The following is a 12,921-nucleotide window of genomic DNA, read 5'->3' as shown; positions in this document are numbered from 1 at the left end:
TGACAGGCGGTTATGGCATAGTTGCGGGCATGGGGATGCGGAAATCGAGCGCATCGGCGCGGGGTCGGAAGCCGCCCGCGTCATCCGAAATCCCTCCCGCCGATCGTCGCCGCGGCCCTCGGCATCCGAAGGAAATCCAGTCGCTCATCGACGCCCTGAACACCTTGGCCCGAAAAGGCCCCGCCGCGAGGCTGACATTGGACCCGGACGCGCCGCTTCATCTTCAGGATCTCGCGCGGGCCGTGAACCGGATTCTCGAGGAACGCCAGGCGGCGCTGGAGCTTCTGAGCTCCCACGAATCGCAGCTCATTCAAGCGGAGAAATTGGTCTCCCTCGGAACGCTCACGGCGGGCATCGCGCACGAGATCAACAATCCCATGGCCTTTCTCCAGAACAACCTCGCCGTGCTGGCCCGATACGTTCGCAGCCTGATCACCGTGTTGCGGGCGTATCGAACCCTGGAGGACAGGGCGGGCCGGTTACCCCAGGGCGATCTCCAGGAATCGCTCGCCGACATCCGCCGAATTCGCGAGTCGGAGAAGATGGATCGGATCACCGGGGATCTGGGGGACCTCGTTCGGGAATCGCACGAAGGGGCCGACCGAATCTCGAAGATCGTGTCGGACCTCCGCGAGTTCGCCCACGTGGATGAAAGCGAAATCGAGCCGACGGACATCAACGCCATACTCGACTCCGCCCTGGGAATCATGGCCAATGAACTTCGACACAAAGCCGAAATCGCGAAGGAGTACGGTAGCGTTTCCAAAATCCCCTGCGCGCCCCGCCGTCTCACTCAAGTGTTTCTCAATCTTCTGTTGAACGCCGCCCAGGCGATCTCGACGCAGGGAACCATTCGGCTCCGAACCCGGGAATCAAACGGCACGGTGAGAGTCGAGATCGAAGACACCGGAGCCGGCATCGCCGCCGAACACATGCCGCATTTGTTCGAACCCTTCTTCACCACAAAGCCCGCGGGGAAGGGAATGGGGCTGGGCCTCTATCTCTCCTACCGCATCGTGGAACGCATGGGAGGAACGCTGGAGGCAGAGAGCCAACTGGGCGTCGGCTCCACGTTCCGCGTGGTCCTACCGGCGGATCGCGGAGCGGTCCTGTAGGCGGCCCTTCACAGGAACGGCCCGATCCACCGCACGCGTTTTCAGTTGAGTCTTGATCTGAATGATGGACAATGGGTAGGCAAACAAAAGGAGGAACCATGTCTTCAAGCGTGTACAAGATCATCGAACTCGTGGGCACCAGCAGCAAATCCTGGGAAGATGCGGTGAAGACCGCCCTGGAAATGGCCGGTAAGTCGCTCAAAGACCTTCGCGTGGGCGAGGTCACCAAGCTGGACGTAACGATGGCGAACGGGAAGGTCAACGCCTACCGCGCGCGCGTCAACGTCTCGTTCAAGTATTCGAAGAAGGACTGACCTGGAATAGCCCCATCTGATCACCCGCCCTGCCGGGTGGTCGGAATTCGGTGATGTCGATCTCGTCGCCCGCCTCGTTCAGGTGCAAACGGGTGCAGGCGAGATGGAATCTTTTCCGGAGCATTTCCGCGTAGGGCCCGGTCCCGGTTTGACGCACGCCGAAATCTGAATCGGTGAGTCGGCCGCCGCGTGTCTCCCGAATGAGGTTGAGCACGTGTTCCCGCTTCCCCGGCTCGTTGGCCTGAAGCCACTCGGAGAAAATACCTTTCACTTCCATGGGCAAACGAAGGAGCTGGAATCCCGCCCACCGGGCGCCCGCGTTCGTACACTCCTCGAGAATCGATTCCATTTCTGAATCCGTGAGGCCGGGGATGACGGGTGCGACGAGTACTCCGCATGGAACGCCGTTCTCCTTCAGTGCTCGCAGCGTCTGAATTCGCCTCCACGGCGCGGCCGCCCTCGGTTCGAGTCGGCGAGCGAGATCTTTGTTCAGCGTCGTCACCGAAAGAGTCACCTCGGCCAATCGCCGCTTGGCCATGGACGAAAGGATGTCCATGTCGCGCTCTACCAATGCCGACTTCGTGACAATACTGACAGGGTGTCCGCATTCCGAAAGCACCTCCAAGATGCCTCGGGTAATCATCCACTCCCGCTCGATGGGTTGGTACGGATCGGTATTCGTTCCCATGGCGATGGTGGAACAGCGATAGCCGGGTTTCCGGAGTTCCCGGCGGAGAACTTCAGGCGCATCGGCCTTGGCGAACAAGCGGCTTTCGAAATCGAGTCCGGGTGAGAATCCGAGGTAGGCATGCGTGGGCCGGGCGAAGCAGTAGGCGCAGCCGTGCTCGCATCCCCGGTAAGGGTTGATGGACTGTTTGAACGGCACATCGGGCGAATCATTGCGTGTGATCACGGAGCGGGATCGATCTTCAGTAACGCTGGTTTTCAGCGGCGGCGGCCCCGGCTCGTCCGGACCCCACCCATCGTCAAAAGCCTCGGCTCGAACCGCCTCGTACCGGCCCGTCTCATTCGTCGCCGCCCCCCGACCCCGCCGAATGCCCGGAGCCACAGTAGATCTCTCCATTCCCATGACCATACTAATGTATGCTAACTCACGGCGGGGTTCAAGCCCCCATGGGAGATGGATCGGCTTCAGAGTCGCAGCCATCTCTACGTGAATCCGGGGACACCCTACAGATTTCACGATTGGAAGAATCGGTAGGGTGTCCCCCGATTTCCTGATTTCGCCGATTTCCGATTTCGGGAGCGTCTAGGATTAGGTCGTGAGATGCGGTCGGTCCAAGATTTGCACGTATGCCCGGAATGTGGTGAATCGGTAGGAAGGAGAAAGACTCATGCCTGTCATCGAATCGAAGATCAATGTGAAGGGAGAATCCTTCGCGGCCAATGCGAAGCACATGGAGGACTATGTCCGAAAAGTCCGCGACGTCGAGAAGAAACAGCTCGAAACGGAAACGGGATACCGGGAGAAGGCGCGCGCAAAGGGGAAGTTGCTTCCTCGCGAGAGGCTGTCCCTTCTATTGGATCCCGGCGCGCCGTTTCTGGAGCTGTGCTCGATCGCCGGATACGGAATGCTCGACGACAGCGATGGGAGCAAGTCGGGCGGCAACATCATTACGGGCATCGGAAGCATCTCGGGCCGGCGATGCATGGTCATCGTCTGGAACTTCGCGATCAAGGGAGGAACGATCAACTCCGTCAACGTCAAGAAGATGCTGCGGATCCAGGAAATCGTTTTCCAAGCCAAGCTCCCCTTGGTCTCCCTGCATGAGAGCGGCGGCGGGGATTTGGGCCAGGAATCGGCGGCCGGCGACCCCTGGGCCGCGGCCAATTTCACGGACGCGGGGCGGGTGTACGGCCAGCAGGCGGAATTGAGCGCAGCGGGCATACCACAGATCACGGTCGCCCATGGGAACGCAACGGCCGGAGGCGCGTACCAAGTCGCGCTTTCGGACTATATCGTTCTTGTGAAGGGGAAAACCCAGCTCTTCCTGGCAGGACCGCCCCTTCTGAAGGCCGGCACGGGAGAGGAAACGACACATGAGGAACTGGGGGGAGCCGAGATGCACGCCACCGTATCGGGAACCGGTGAATACCTGGCCGGGGACGACGCCGACGGAATCCGCATCGCGCGTGAAATAGTCGCTCAACTCCCAAAGGACCCCAAGCTTGACCACATGGACGAGGCGATCGAGCCTCCGAAGTACGATCCTTCAGAGCTGATCGGCCTCGCGCCCGTCAACCGTCGGACCATGTACAAAGTACAGGAAGTGATCGCCCGGATTGTCGACGGCTCGGAGTGGTTTGAATTCAATCCGGCCATCGATCAACACACCGTCTGCGGACACGCCAGAATCGAGGGAAAACGATGCGGCATCATTGGAAACAACGGGCCCATCACTCCCAAGGGCGCGCTGAAGGCCGCGCAATTCATCCAGCTCTGTGAGCAGGCGCGGTCGCCCCTGCTCTTTCTGCAAAATACCACCGGCTTCTGGGTGGGGAAAAACGTGGAGCGGTCCGGCCAGGTCAAACACAGCGCCAAACTCATTCAGGCGGTGGCCAATATTCGGGGGCCGAAGATCACCGTCCTCCTCGGGAATTCCTACGGGGCCGGCAATTACGCCATGGCCAGCCGCGCGCTCAAGCCGAACTTCGTTTTTTCGTGGCCGACGGCCCGGCAGGCCCTGATGGGGGGCGCTCAGGCGGCAAAAGTGATCGGCATCATCACGGAGGAGAAATGGAAACGCACGGGCTTCACGCCGGACGATTCCGCGCGGGAGCAACTGAAGGCCCGTCAAACCATGATCGAACAGGGGCTGGAGATCGTCTCCGAGTCCATGTATTGCAGCGCCCGCCTGATGGACGACGGCATCATCGATCCCAGGGATACCCGCAAGGTCGTCTCGTTCGTGCTGGACACGTGCCTGGAGGCCGGGAAGCGAATCACGCGAGAAACCAGTTTCGGCGTACCCCGCCTTTGAGCGCGCCCAGCAGGGAGAATGCTGTCCCCCGATTCCGACTTCGCAAAACCGGGATGGACGGGTAAATAGAAAAGGTATATATTTTATACCGTGGAGTTCGAGTTCGATCCGAAGAAGAGCGAATCGAACGAAAGGAAACATGGGATCGATTTCGTGGAATCCCAAGAGCTGTGGCTCGACCCGGACCGAATCGAGATCCCGGCGAAGACGTCGGACGAATCCCGATGGATGGTGATCGGCCGAATCGGGGAAAGAGTCTGGTCGGCCGTGATCGCTTACCGGGGGGAAAAGGTCCGGTTGATTTGCGTGCGGCGCTCCCGAAAGGAGGAAATGGAGTTGTATGAAAGCGAAGATATTTGACAAGCGATTCGATCGCGGAGAAGACGTCACCAGATTTCTTGACCGGTCCAAAGCCCACAGGCCGGGTAGGGAACAGAAGCGGGTGAATGTCGACTTTCCCATTTGGATGGTCGAATCCCTCGACAAGGAAGCCCGCCGGCTCGGGGTAACCCGTCAATCGATCATCAAGCTCTGGCTGGCTGAGAGGCTCAAGGAAGGAGCAGGCTCAAGCTCCTAGGAATTCCCGAATGGCGAGGGCGGAGGCGCCGTTGTCCATGTCCCAGAAGACGTGGCCGGCGTCCGGGAGGGAATGGAGGCGGGCGCGGGGGATCTTCTTCGAAAGGCGGACGCCGTTCTCATACGGAATCAGGTTGTCGCCGGTTCCATGAACGACAAGGGTTTCGTGTGAAATCGCCGAAACGCGATCCGAAACGTCGAAACCCAGCACCGCCGAGAGCTGGGACATCATGCCCCTTCTGGAGCGCCGATACCGAAGGCTCCGCTCGATCAACTCCTCGACACGAGAAGGATTCGCCTTCACCCACGCAGCGGTGTAGTTCACCGGCATCAGATTCTTGACGTACGCGCGCACATCGATCACCTTCGAATTCGCTCCCAAGGCCGCCTGAAACACAGCCAGGATTTCGGGCAGTGGCTGGACGACGCCTCGTCCACCGAAATGAGTGCAGGCCAAAACAAGTTTCTCGATCCGATCAGGGTTCATGAGCGCGCACGTTTGGGCGATCATGCCTCCCATGCTGATCCCCAGCAGATGAAACCGTTTCCAACCGACGTGCTCCGTGAGCCGCATAGCATCGCCCGCCAGCATCTCCATGGTGTAGCCGCCATCCGGGACGGAACTCTCTCCCATCCCGCGATTGTCGAAGATGAGGACCGGACGGTCGGCGGCCAAGGCATCGGAGAGTGACTCCCAGTCCTCCTTCACCCCCGTCCATCCCATGACCATGACGAGCGGCAGCCCCGTCGCGCCGGGATTCAGGACGCGGTAGGAGAGGCCGACGTCGGGAAGTTCGAAGAATTCAGCCTGGGGTGAGCCGATTACAACACCTCGAAGAGGCCGCTGGCGCCCATGCCGCCGCCGATGCACATCGTCACAACCACCCGCTTCGCCTTGCGCCGTTTCCCTTCCAGAAGGATGTGTCCCGTCTGCCGAGCACCGCTCATGCCGTACGGATGACCGATCGAGATCGCACCGCCGTTCACGTTGTAGATTTCGTTGCTGATGCCCAGCCTGTCGCGGCAGTACACGGTCTGCACCGCGAAGGCCTCATTCAACTCCCAGAGATCGATCTGGTCGAGATTCAGTCCCTGGCGCTTGAGCAGCTTGGGAACGGAGAACACAGGACCGATCCCCATTTCATCCGGCTCGCAGCCGGCGACCGCGAACCCGCGGAAGACACCGAGCGGATTCAAGCCTTTTTTCTCAGCGAGTTTCGAATCCATCACCACGACCGCCGCCGCTCCATCCGAGAGCTGGCTCGCGTTTCCGGCGGTCACCGTGCCACCCGCCACGGGAGGCAGCGTCGCCAGTTTTTCGAGCACTGTGTCGGGCCGATTCCCCTCGTCCTTGGAGAGCGTCACCTCCTGATTCGACTCCGCGCCGGTGTTCTTGTCCTTCACGAGCATGGTCGTTGTGAAGGGCACGATTTCGTCTTTGTACTTCCCCGCCGCCTGGGCCGCCGCCGTTCTCTGCTGACTCTGAAACGCGTACTGATCCTGCACCTCGCGCGAGACCTTGTACCGCGCGGCCACCACTTCCGCCGTCTGAAGCATCGGCATGTAGATCGCCGATTTGTGTTCGCCCACCCACGGCTCGCCGTAATTGCTCAGGTTCAGGTTGTTCTGAACGAGACTGATGGATTCCACTCCGCCGGCCACAATCACATCCGCCTCATTGGTCATGATGCGTTGCGACGCGATGGCGATGGCCTGAAGACCGGACGAGCAGTAGCGATTGAGCGTCATCCCGCAGGTTTCCACGGGAAGCCCCGCCCGGATCGCCGCCACGCGGCCGATGTTGTTCCCTGTGCCGCCCTCGGGCAGTCCGCATCCGAGAATGACATCCTCCACTTCCCGGGGCTCGATCTTCGCGCGCTCCACCGCGTGCTTGATCACGTGCCCCGCCATGGTGGCTCCGTGCGTCAGGTTCAGGCTGCCCCGGAAGGCCCTGCCGATGCCCGTTCGGGCTGTTGAAACGATGACTGCCTCTCGCATGTTGATTTCTCCTTTCGTCTGGGCCGACGCCGGCTCAGCCCAGCAACAACGGCTGGATTTTCGTGGCCAGCATGAGATCGCCGTCCACCTTGAGTTTCCGCATCATGAAGGCGGTCATGCCGCTCGTCTGCCCGCGCATGAGCTTGGCGAAGGTCTCGGCGGACATCGTGATCGTGGTCCTCGGGGAAGCGTTCCCGGAAGGCGACACGACCAGCTTCCCCTTTCGAACTTCCATGTCCCACGAGCCGCCGCCGTCGCCATCGACCACGAACCGGACGACGGTGTTTTCTTCGAGAGGCTCCGCGCCCCCGCGGTTGAGTTGCTCGTGTCCCGTGGGGATCACGATTTCGAACACCTGTTTTGGAGTCGCATCCCAGATCGCTTCGCGCACGGCTTTCCGGTCGTGGAAGTCAATCGCCTTGAGACACTCCTTGACCTTCTCGGGCGTCAAGTCGGGTCGGATGACGTTTTCAGCCATGATCCCTCGCTCCAGTCTGCTCTACAGGCAGCGCACTCCGGTGAGTTCCCTCGCCACGATCGAGCGCTGGATCTCGCCGGTGCCTTCGAAGATGTTGAAGATCTTCGCGTCGCGCATCCACTTTTCCACGGGGTAGTCGCGAATGAATCCGTAGCCCCCGAGGATCTGCACGGCTTTGAGCGTAACGTCCATGGCCACCTGCGCGGCAAGCGCCTTCCCCATCGACGCCTCTTTCACGTTCGGGATTTGCTTGTCCGCCATCCACGCGGATTTCCACACGAGCAACCGCGCCGATTCGACGGACATCGCCATATCCGCCAGCATGAACGCGATCGCCTGCTTCGAGGCGAGGGGCGCGCCGAACTGCTCGCGCTCCGTGGCGTACTGCACGGCGTACTCGACCGCCGCACGCGCAATGCCGATCGCCATCGCGGCCACCATGGGACGCGTCGCATCGAACATCTTCTTCGCCCCGCCGAAGCCGGCCCGATCTCCGCCCAGCATCCATCCCGCAGGAACTTTGCAGTCCTCCAGAAATACCGGAGAAGTTTCACTTGCGCGGATTCCGAGTTTCTTGTCCTTCGGCCCCGGCACAAGCCCTTTCGTACCTCGCGGAATAACGAAAGCCCGATGCCCGGCGCGCCCGGCCTTGGGATCGACGGTTGCCCATACGACGAAAATACTCGCCGAGTGGCCGTTTGTGATGAACTGCTTGCTTCCATTGAGAATGTAATTCCCGTTGTCCTTCACGGCGGAGCACTGGATGGATGAGATGTCCGAACCCGCTTTCGGCTCCGTCATCGCCATCGCGGCGATTTTCATGTGGCCGTTCTCATCCTTCCCACTCATGCATTGAATGAAGAGGTCTTTCTGCTCGTCGTTCCCCATTCCGGCCACCGGCACGGCCGCCAGCCCGCTTCCGTTGATTGCGTTGGTGATCCCCGCGCAACCCCACGCCAGCTCCTCGCTCACGATCGCGCCCAGGAACGACCGCCCGCCCGCCTTGAGAGCCTCCCCGGCCATGCTATCGCCGCCGCCGTTGCTGCTTTTCTTGGTGAGGCCGAAGGTTTCCGCCGTTCCCAGCCCGATGGCCGCGGCTTTCTCCATCACCGGCCAGGGCATCTCTTCCTTCTCGTCGTATTCGTGGGAAACGGGACGGATGTCTTGTTCCGCGAACTGGTGCATCACGTCCTTCACCATCTTCTGCATTTCATTCAGCTCAAAACTCGCCATGGATTCCTCCTTCAGGAACGGGCGCGTCGCCGTACGAACGACGCGTCGTTCCTGGATTCACGGACCTCACGATCGAATCCCCCGTACGAGGGTATTCGTCATGTGCTTGATCATGTTTTCCTTTGCCACACCGTAACCCGATACGGTGAGCGTGGCCGCGTACATGCACGTTCCAATCATGCATTGACTGACCACGTCGATTTCCTCCTCCGACATTTTTCGGACTTCACCCGACTGGATCCCCCGCCGGATCATGTCCCGCATGAGAAGCGAAAGGGCGCCCGTCGCTTCATTGATTACCGCGCGAACAGCGGGACTCGTCACGTATCCCTCCCGGAACAACACCACAAAATAGGCTCTCTCCCGCTCTACAAAGTCGAGAAACGCCTTGAGCCCTCGTTGGAGCGTCGGTTCCACGCCGTGCAGCCCTTCCACTTCGCGGTGCAATACCTCCCGTAGCAGTTTCGATCCCTTTCCCACGATCTCGAGAAAGATCTCGTCCTTGTTTTTGAAGTATTGGTAGAACGTCCCGATCCCGCATCCGCATTTCTTGATGATGTCGCGAATCTGGGTCTCGTGATAGCCCTTTTCCGAAAAGACCGACCGGGCCGCATCGAGGATTTCCTTCCTCGTCTCCGGTCTCCCGGGGTGCTTCTGAATCGCCCTGTGTGCCATCTTGTTTAGAACGACGCGTCGTTCTTCCCGGAAGTATTTCCCGCCTGCTCAAGTTTGTCAAGCTGCTCGTTGAGTCGCCATTGACTGCGCTGCTGGAGGTGAGATATCCTAGATATCAAGAATTGACCATGAGAAAACGGCGCATGTACCGAAAGGCCAAAACTGCCAGGACTGAATTGGCCGAACGCGCACCGGCGTGGCCCGGACCACGCCTATCCCGGAATCTCTTCCTACGCGGTGTCGCGGAAGACGCCGTTCGACTCGCGAAGGAATACGCCGCCCAATACAACAAGACGCTCTCTCAGGCTTTCGAGGAAGCCGCACGCTTTCTGCCGGAGATCGCAATCCGCCGCGATAAACAACTGGCCGACCAACGCCGATGGTTGGACGAGGTGAATCGTTTGAACGACGAGCTGGGGCTCCCCGAACTGCCCAAGGGGACAGTTGTAAAATGGATCAGGGAGTACCGCGATGGCTGAGTTGGTTCCTGACAGTAGCGTGGTCTCAGCCTTTATGCTCCGCGAGGAGCAGTGGGAAAACATCGCAGCCAAGATCGGCGCGGCCAGATGGGTCGTTCCAGGCCCGCTGTTGCGCTTTGAAGTTTGCAATGCCATCCGGAAGCGGCGCAGCACGCCGGCTGAGGTCCAAATTGAGCTGATGCGCGAGGTTTGGTCTGCTCCCGCCCTGGAGTTGCCAACGGATTCCTGGCTCCCTACGGCCCTCGATCTCTCGGTTCGACACGGGACTTCCTTTACCGATTCCTGCTTCATCGCCGTCGCTTCCGTGCGAAATCTTCCCCTCTGGACTCTCGATCAGCGCCAGGCCGACGCCGCCCGCGCCGCGGGCGTCAGCGTCGAGCTGAGTTAGAGTCCTCCGGCCGGGGTGGCGCTAGCCGATGTCCGTGGGCCGCGCCGATCGGATGGATGGCAAGCTGTCGAAAGCCTCGTCGCGGGTGGCGAGAAAACTCGCGCCTGCTTCACGCATCAGGACGGGAACAAAGGAGTCGTTGGTCAGAAGGCCGAACCGAGTACGGAAAACTTGGCTTCGAAGGATTAGGTCCTCCGGCACAGACGCCAGCGAGAGGCCCCATCCGTGCAGGGCCACCATTTGCGCGGCGTAGTCTGATAGTTTCCGCACCAGACCTGGTTTCCGCTGAAGTTGCTCGACGGCCCGGCCCGGCTTCACGAATTTCTTGGCCAAGGCTTCGGCCGCCATCAATTTGTGGCAAACCTCGGCCAATATCGGGACCGCCGTCCAGCCTGAAAGCTCCTTTTGTTCGCATCGCTTCAGAAACTCCATGCAGTCCCTTGAAACGCCTGTAAAGTGATAGAGAAAGATGTTTGCGTCTATGAAGACGGCTTCCCCGGAAGGAATGCTACTCAGATCCGTAGGGGTCCTCCGCTTCCAACCGGACGGCCGCGCGGGGAGGCAGGCGTATCGCGCCGAACGTGGCCTCAACGGAAGACACACCTTTCGACGCCGCTCTCTCCCGTCTGAGATAATCGGAAAGCGCCGATTCCAAAACCTTGCTGAAAGTGAACCCTCTGCGTCCGGCCAATTCCTTCGCCTTGGCGACCAGCCCCGCTTCCAGCACCGTTCCGACCTTGTTCTGCATCCTACGGGCAGCCTACCGCAACGGAAGACTACCGTCAAGACGTATATCCAGTTATCTAGATAACGTGATGCCAATGGCAAGCCGACGCCGCCCGCGCCGCGGGGGTCACCGTGGAATTGGTGCAGGTCAAGCGCTGATAGGGTCCGGTCTGGACCTCACTCGCTGTCAAGATCTGCGCTCAAGTGGAAGAATCTGTAGCCCATGGTGATACCCGCGGTGAACCCGTCCCTCCTGCGGGAACTAGAACGACCAGCCGGTGCCGAGGGCGAGGTGGTGGGAGTAGATGTTCGTGACGGCCGAGCCGCCGGGGATGCGAAGATCCAGATGAATGCCGCTGAACTTGTACTCCGTATACAGCGAAAGCCCTTTCCAGATTTGAAGCCGAAGCCCGCCGATCAGTTCGCCGCTCCAGTCGTTCCCATCGAACTCGTACCCCTGATGTAGCACTCCGGCCAGTTCGACTTCCGGGTGCGGGACCGCCGGGCCAATCCCCACCCCCGAATAGATTCGCCAAGTCATCGACCGACTCCTGGGAATCCGCATCGGATCCGTGCGGACGAACGCCACGGCCATGAGAAGATTGAGTCCGTGCGAGATTTCGAATTTCGTCAACGCCGGTGGGCGAACCGCCGACGATGAAGCATCCGCGGCTGGGAATCGGTTCAGCCTCGCTTTGCTGTGGATGAGGTCGAAAGCCAAACCGAATCGGGGAGCCGAGGCGAGGAAGTATCCCCCGCGGTATCCGTAGTAGATCGGCGGTTCGAGCGAGAAGTCATCCCACTCGGCGCCGCCCACACTCGCTCTCGCCGTTTCACCGGAATCGACCTGTCCGCGAGCGCCGTCGGTATCCCTCGTTTCTCGAAAGGTGGTCTCGTAGGTGAATCGCCCCGGGAAGTGCCATGCCTTGCCGCCGTAGCCTTCGATGAAAAGTTCCGCGCGCGCGGGCGGCGACCAAGTGAGTGGCACCAAGACGGCGAATCCCACCAAGCCGACCTTCACCCCCACCCTCACCCTCCCCCTTCGAGGGGGAGGGGATTTTATTTGGCCGTCCTCCAAGATGTTTACCATGTCATCCCAGCGGATATTCTCCCGCCGCCCGGCGCCGGCAGGAACGCAATCCTCATTCTCGGTCCGGTTTCGTCCGCCCTTCGGCGATGGAAGAAATAGGGTACCGCGAATCCGACGCCGGAGCCCACGACGGCCCCCGCCATCCCATCCGTGAAATAGTGCCGATCCGCCGCCATCCGGAAATACGGTACGGAGGCCGCCACGGCCAAGCCTCCTCCCCACACCCAGGGCGCCGCTTCGTATCCGCGCAAGGTGGCCACAGTCCCACTCGATACGGCAAGGGCAAAAGCAAAACTCACGTGCCCCGAATAGAACGAGGCATTGTTGTCGTGCGGCTTGGCGGTTCTCGCCTTGTCCTCCTGGGAAAGCGCGTGAACGAACGGGCGCTCGCGCCGGACGGTGATCTTGACGGTCTGGCTGAGATTGCCCGCCAGCATCGTCGATTCCGTTACGATGAGAACATTTGAAAGCATTTCGCCCAAACGTTCTTCTCGACGGGCAGCGAAAGCCATCGTTCCCGCCGCCGCGAGCGGCAGGGCGCCGAATCCCGCAATATCGCTCGCCCAATTCGCCGCGTGGTCGTCCGACCATCGCCATCGCTCCCGAACGGCCTCGTCAAGCGCGTTCGATCCGCACCAGCGGCACTCGTTGACTCCCTGCGACTTCCTCCATAGCTCCGAGCCGACGATGCCGCCCGTCGCGAGGAGCGTCACGGGCACGTCGATCCGGACATCGTACTTCAAGAGGTCCTCCGCCCGCGCCTCCGAGGGGGAGGTCACGATAAGTGCCGTCAACGCAAGGACAAGGCGGCGCATGGGACGGGCATTCTACGCCCGCCGACCTTTCG

The 12,921-nt window shown here is 60.7% G+C and carries 17 protein-coding genes; 7 read left to right on the top strand and 10 right to left on the bottom strand.

Features of this window, described 5'->3' with window-relative positions:
- The first annotated feature begins 29 nt into the window (after positions 1 to 29).
- Positions 30 to 1,115, top strand: coding sequence for a histidine kinase (locus HYT87_05935; GenBank protein MBI2059296.1), 1,086 nt, complete (start codon positions 30 to 32; stop codon positions 1,113 to 1,115).
- 98 nt (positions 1,116 to 1,213) lie between these two features.
- Entirely contained in the window at positions 1,214 to 1,429 is a 216-nt protein-coding gene (locus tag HYT87_05930; protein ID MBI2059295.1) for a dodecin domain-containing protein, read from the top strand.
- Here HYT87_05930 and HYT87_05925 read toward each other — a convergent pair.
- Entirely contained in the window at positions 1,407 to 2,525 is a 1,119-nt protein-coding gene (locus tag HYT87_05925) for a PA0069 family radical SAM protein (protein MBI2059294.1), read from the bottom strand. The genes HYT87_05930 and HYT87_05925 overlap by 23 nt on opposite strands.
- A gap of 259 nt (positions 2,526 to 2,784) precedes the next feature.
- On the opposite strand from HYT87_05925, the gene HYT87_05920 reads away from it, so the two are divergent.
- The 3 genes from HYT87_05920 to HYT87_05910 all read left to right on the top strand — a co-directional run bounded on the left by HYT87_05920 (position 2,785) and on the right by HYT87_05910 (position 5,008).
- The gene (locus HYT87_05920; protein MBI2059293.1) at positions 2,785 to 4,431 is read left to right on the top strand and encodes an acyl-CoA carboxylase subunit beta; all 1,647 of its coding nucleotides are present in this window, start codon (positions 2,785 to 2,787) and stop codon (positions 4,429 to 4,431) included.
- Between the two features lie 90 nt (positions 4,432 to 4,521).
- Positions 4,522 to 4,791 carry a BrnT family toxin gene (locus HYT87_05915; protein MBI2059292.1) on the top strand — a complete coding sequence of 90 codons (270 nt, stop codon included), beginning with the start codon at positions 4,522 to 4,524 and terminating at the stop codon, positions 4,789 to 4,791.
- Positions 4,772 to 5,008, top strand: coding sequence for a CopG family transcriptional regulator (locus HYT87_05910; protein ID MBI2059291.1), 237 nt, complete (start codon positions 4,772 to 4,774; stop codon positions 5,006 to 5,008). The genes HYT87_05915 and HYT87_05910 overlap by 20 nt, the downstream gene beginning before the upstream one ends.
- On the opposite strand, the gene HYT87_05905 is transcribed toward HYT87_05910, so the two are convergent.
- The 5 genes from HYT87_05905 to HYT87_05885 all read right to left on the bottom strand — a co-directional run bounded on the left by HYT87_05905 (position 4,997) and on the right by HYT87_05885 (position 9,391).
- On the bottom strand, positions 4,997 to 5,878 hold the full coding sequence (locus HYT87_05905; protein ID MBI2059290.1) for an alpha/beta fold hydrolase: 882 nt from the start codon (positions 5,876 to 5,878) through the stop codon (positions 4,997 to 4,999). The genes HYT87_05910 and HYT87_05905 overlap by 12 nt on opposite strands.
- Positions 5,830 to 7,005, bottom strand: coding sequence for an acetyl-CoA C-acyltransferase (locus HYT87_05900; protein ID MBI2059289.1), 1,176 nt, complete (start codon positions 7,003 to 7,005; stop codon positions 5,830 to 5,832). The genes HYT87_05905 and HYT87_05900 overlap by 49 nt, the downstream gene beginning before the upstream one ends.
- A 34-nt stretch (positions 7,006 to 7,039) precedes the next feature.
- Positions 7,040 to 7,483: an SCP2 sterol-binding domain-containing protein gene (locus tag HYT87_05895; GenBank protein MBI2059288.1), complete on the bottom strand. Its 444-nt coding sequence runs from the start codon at positions 7,481 to 7,483 to the stop codon at positions 7,040 to 7,042.
- A gap of 21 nt (positions 7,484 to 7,504) precedes the next feature.
- Positions 7,505 to 8,716, bottom strand: coding sequence for an acyl-CoA dehydrogenase family protein (locus HYT87_05890; protein MBI2059287.1), 1,212 nt, complete (start codon positions 8,714 to 8,716; stop codon positions 7,505 to 7,507).
- Between the two features lie 66 nt (positions 8,717 to 8,782).
- On the bottom strand, positions 8,783 to 9,391 hold the full coding sequence (locus tag HYT87_05885) for a TetR/AcrR family transcriptional regulator (protein ID MBI2059286.1): 609 nt from the start codon (positions 9,389 to 9,391) through the stop codon (positions 8,783 to 8,785).
- Positions 9,392 to 9,519: 128 nt separating this feature from the next.
- Between HYT87_05885 and HYT87_05880 the strand changes: the two genes are divergently transcribed.
- Both HYT87_05880 and HYT87_05875 read left to right on the top strand, forming a co-directional pair.
- Positions 9,520 to 9,870, top strand: a complete 351-nt coding sequence (locus HYT87_05880; protein ID MBI2059285.1) for a hypothetical protein — start codon at positions 9,520 to 9,522, stop codon at positions 9,868 to 9,870.
- A complete protein-coding gene (locus tag HYT87_05875; protein ID MBI2059284.1) occupies positions 9,863 to 10,258 on the top strand; it encodes a type II toxin-antitoxin system VapC family toxin in 396 nt (131 codons plus the stop codon). Before HYT87_05880 ends, HYT87_05875 begins: the two co-directional genes overlap by 8 nt.
- A gap of 21 nt (positions 10,259 to 10,279) precedes the next feature.
- On the opposite strand, the gene HYT87_05870 is transcribed toward HYT87_05875, so the two are convergent.
- From HYT87_05870 to HYT87_05855, 4 genes are all read right to left on the bottom strand, one after another.
- Positions 10,280 to 10,849: a type II toxin-antitoxin system VapC family toxin gene (locus tag HYT87_05870; GenBank protein MBI2059283.1), complete on the bottom strand. Its 570-nt coding sequence runs from the start codon at positions 10,847 to 10,849 to the stop codon at positions 10,280 to 10,282.
- A complete protein-coding gene (locus HYT87_05865) occupies positions 10,767 to 11,006 on the bottom strand; it encodes a hypothetical protein (protein MBI2059282.1) in 240 nt (79 codons plus the stop codon). The genes HYT87_05870 and HYT87_05865 overlap by 83 nt, the downstream gene beginning before the upstream one ends.
- A gap of 240 nt (positions 11,007 to 11,246) precedes the next feature.
- Complete coding sequence (locus HYT87_05860) at positions 11,247 to 12,011, bottom strand: hypothetical protein (GenBank protein ID MBI2059281.1); 765 nt, start codon at positions 12,009 to 12,011, stop codon at positions 11,247 to 11,249.
- Between the two features lie 56 nt (positions 12,012 to 12,067).
- A complete protein-coding gene (locus tag HYT87_05855) occupies positions 12,068 to 12,889 on the bottom strand; it encodes a phosphatase PAP2 family protein (protein MBI2059280.1) in 822 nt (273 codons plus the stop codon).
- Positions 12,890 to 12,921 lie beyond the last annotated feature (32 nt).

The sequence above is a fragment of the Nitrospirota bacterium genome (genome assembly GCA_016180645.1).
In the GTDB taxonomy this organism is placed as follows: Bacteria; JACPQY01; JACPQY01; order JACPQY01; family JACPQY01; genus JACPAV01.
The sequence above is the reverse complement of the archived record's forward strand: the minus strand, read 5'-3'. Positions and strand labels throughout refer to the sequence as shown.

Excerpts from the sequence above, each read along its gene's own strand:
- HYT87_05865 (MBI2059282.1), bottom strand. The coding sequence starts at position 11,006 with ATGCAGAACAAGGTCGGAACGGTGCTGGAAGCGGGGCTGGTCGCCAAG.
- HYT87_05855 (MBI2059280.1), bottom strand. The coding sequence starts at position 12,889 with ATGCGCCGCCTTGTCCTTGCGTTGACGGCACTTATCGTGACCTCCCCC.
- HYT87_05880 (MBI2059285.1), top strand. The coding sequence starts at position 9,520 with ATGAGAAAACGGCGCATGTACCGAAAGGCCAAAACTGCCAGGACTGAA.
- HYT87_05925 (MBI2059294.1), bottom strand. The coding sequence starts at position 2,525 with ATGGTCATGGGAATGGAGAGATCTACTGTGGCTCCGGGCATTCGGCGG.
- HYT87_05920 (MBI2059293.1), top strand. The coding sequence starts at position 2,785 with ATGCCTGTCATCGAATCGAAGATCAATGTGAAGGGAGAATCCTTCGCG.
- HYT87_05930 (MBI2059295.1), top strand. The coding sequence starts at position 1,214 with ATGTCTTCAAGCGTGTACAAGATCATCGAACTCGTGGGCACCAGCAGC.
- HYT87_05890 (MBI2059287.1), bottom strand. The coding sequence starts at position 8,716 with ATGGCGAGTTTTGAGCTGAATGAAATGCAGAAGATGGTGAAGGACGTG.
- HYT87_05895 (MBI2059288.1), bottom strand. The coding sequence starts at position 7,483 with ATGGCTGAAAACGTCATCCGACCCGACTTGACGCCCGAGAAGGTCAAG.
- HYT87_05885 (MBI2059286.1), bottom strand. The coding sequence starts at position 9,391 with ATGGCACACAGGGCGATTCAGAAGCACCCCGGGAGACCGGAGACGAGG.
- HYT87_05935 (MBI2059296.1), top strand. The coding sequence starts at position 30 with ATGGGGATGCGGAAATCGAGCGCATCGGCGCGGGGTCGGAAGCCGCCC.
- HYT87_05900 (MBI2059289.1), bottom strand. The coding sequence starts at position 7,005 with ATGCGAGAGGCAGTCATCGTTTCAACAGCCCGAACGGGCATCGGCAGG.
- HYT87_05875 (MBI2059284.1), top strand. The coding sequence starts at position 9,863 with ATGGCTGAGTTGGTTCCTGACAGTAGCGTGGTCTCAGCCTTTATGCTC.
- HYT87_05910 (MBI2059291.1), top strand. The coding sequence starts at position 4,772 with ATGAAAGCGAAGATATTTGACAAGCGATTCGATCGCGGAGAAGACGTC.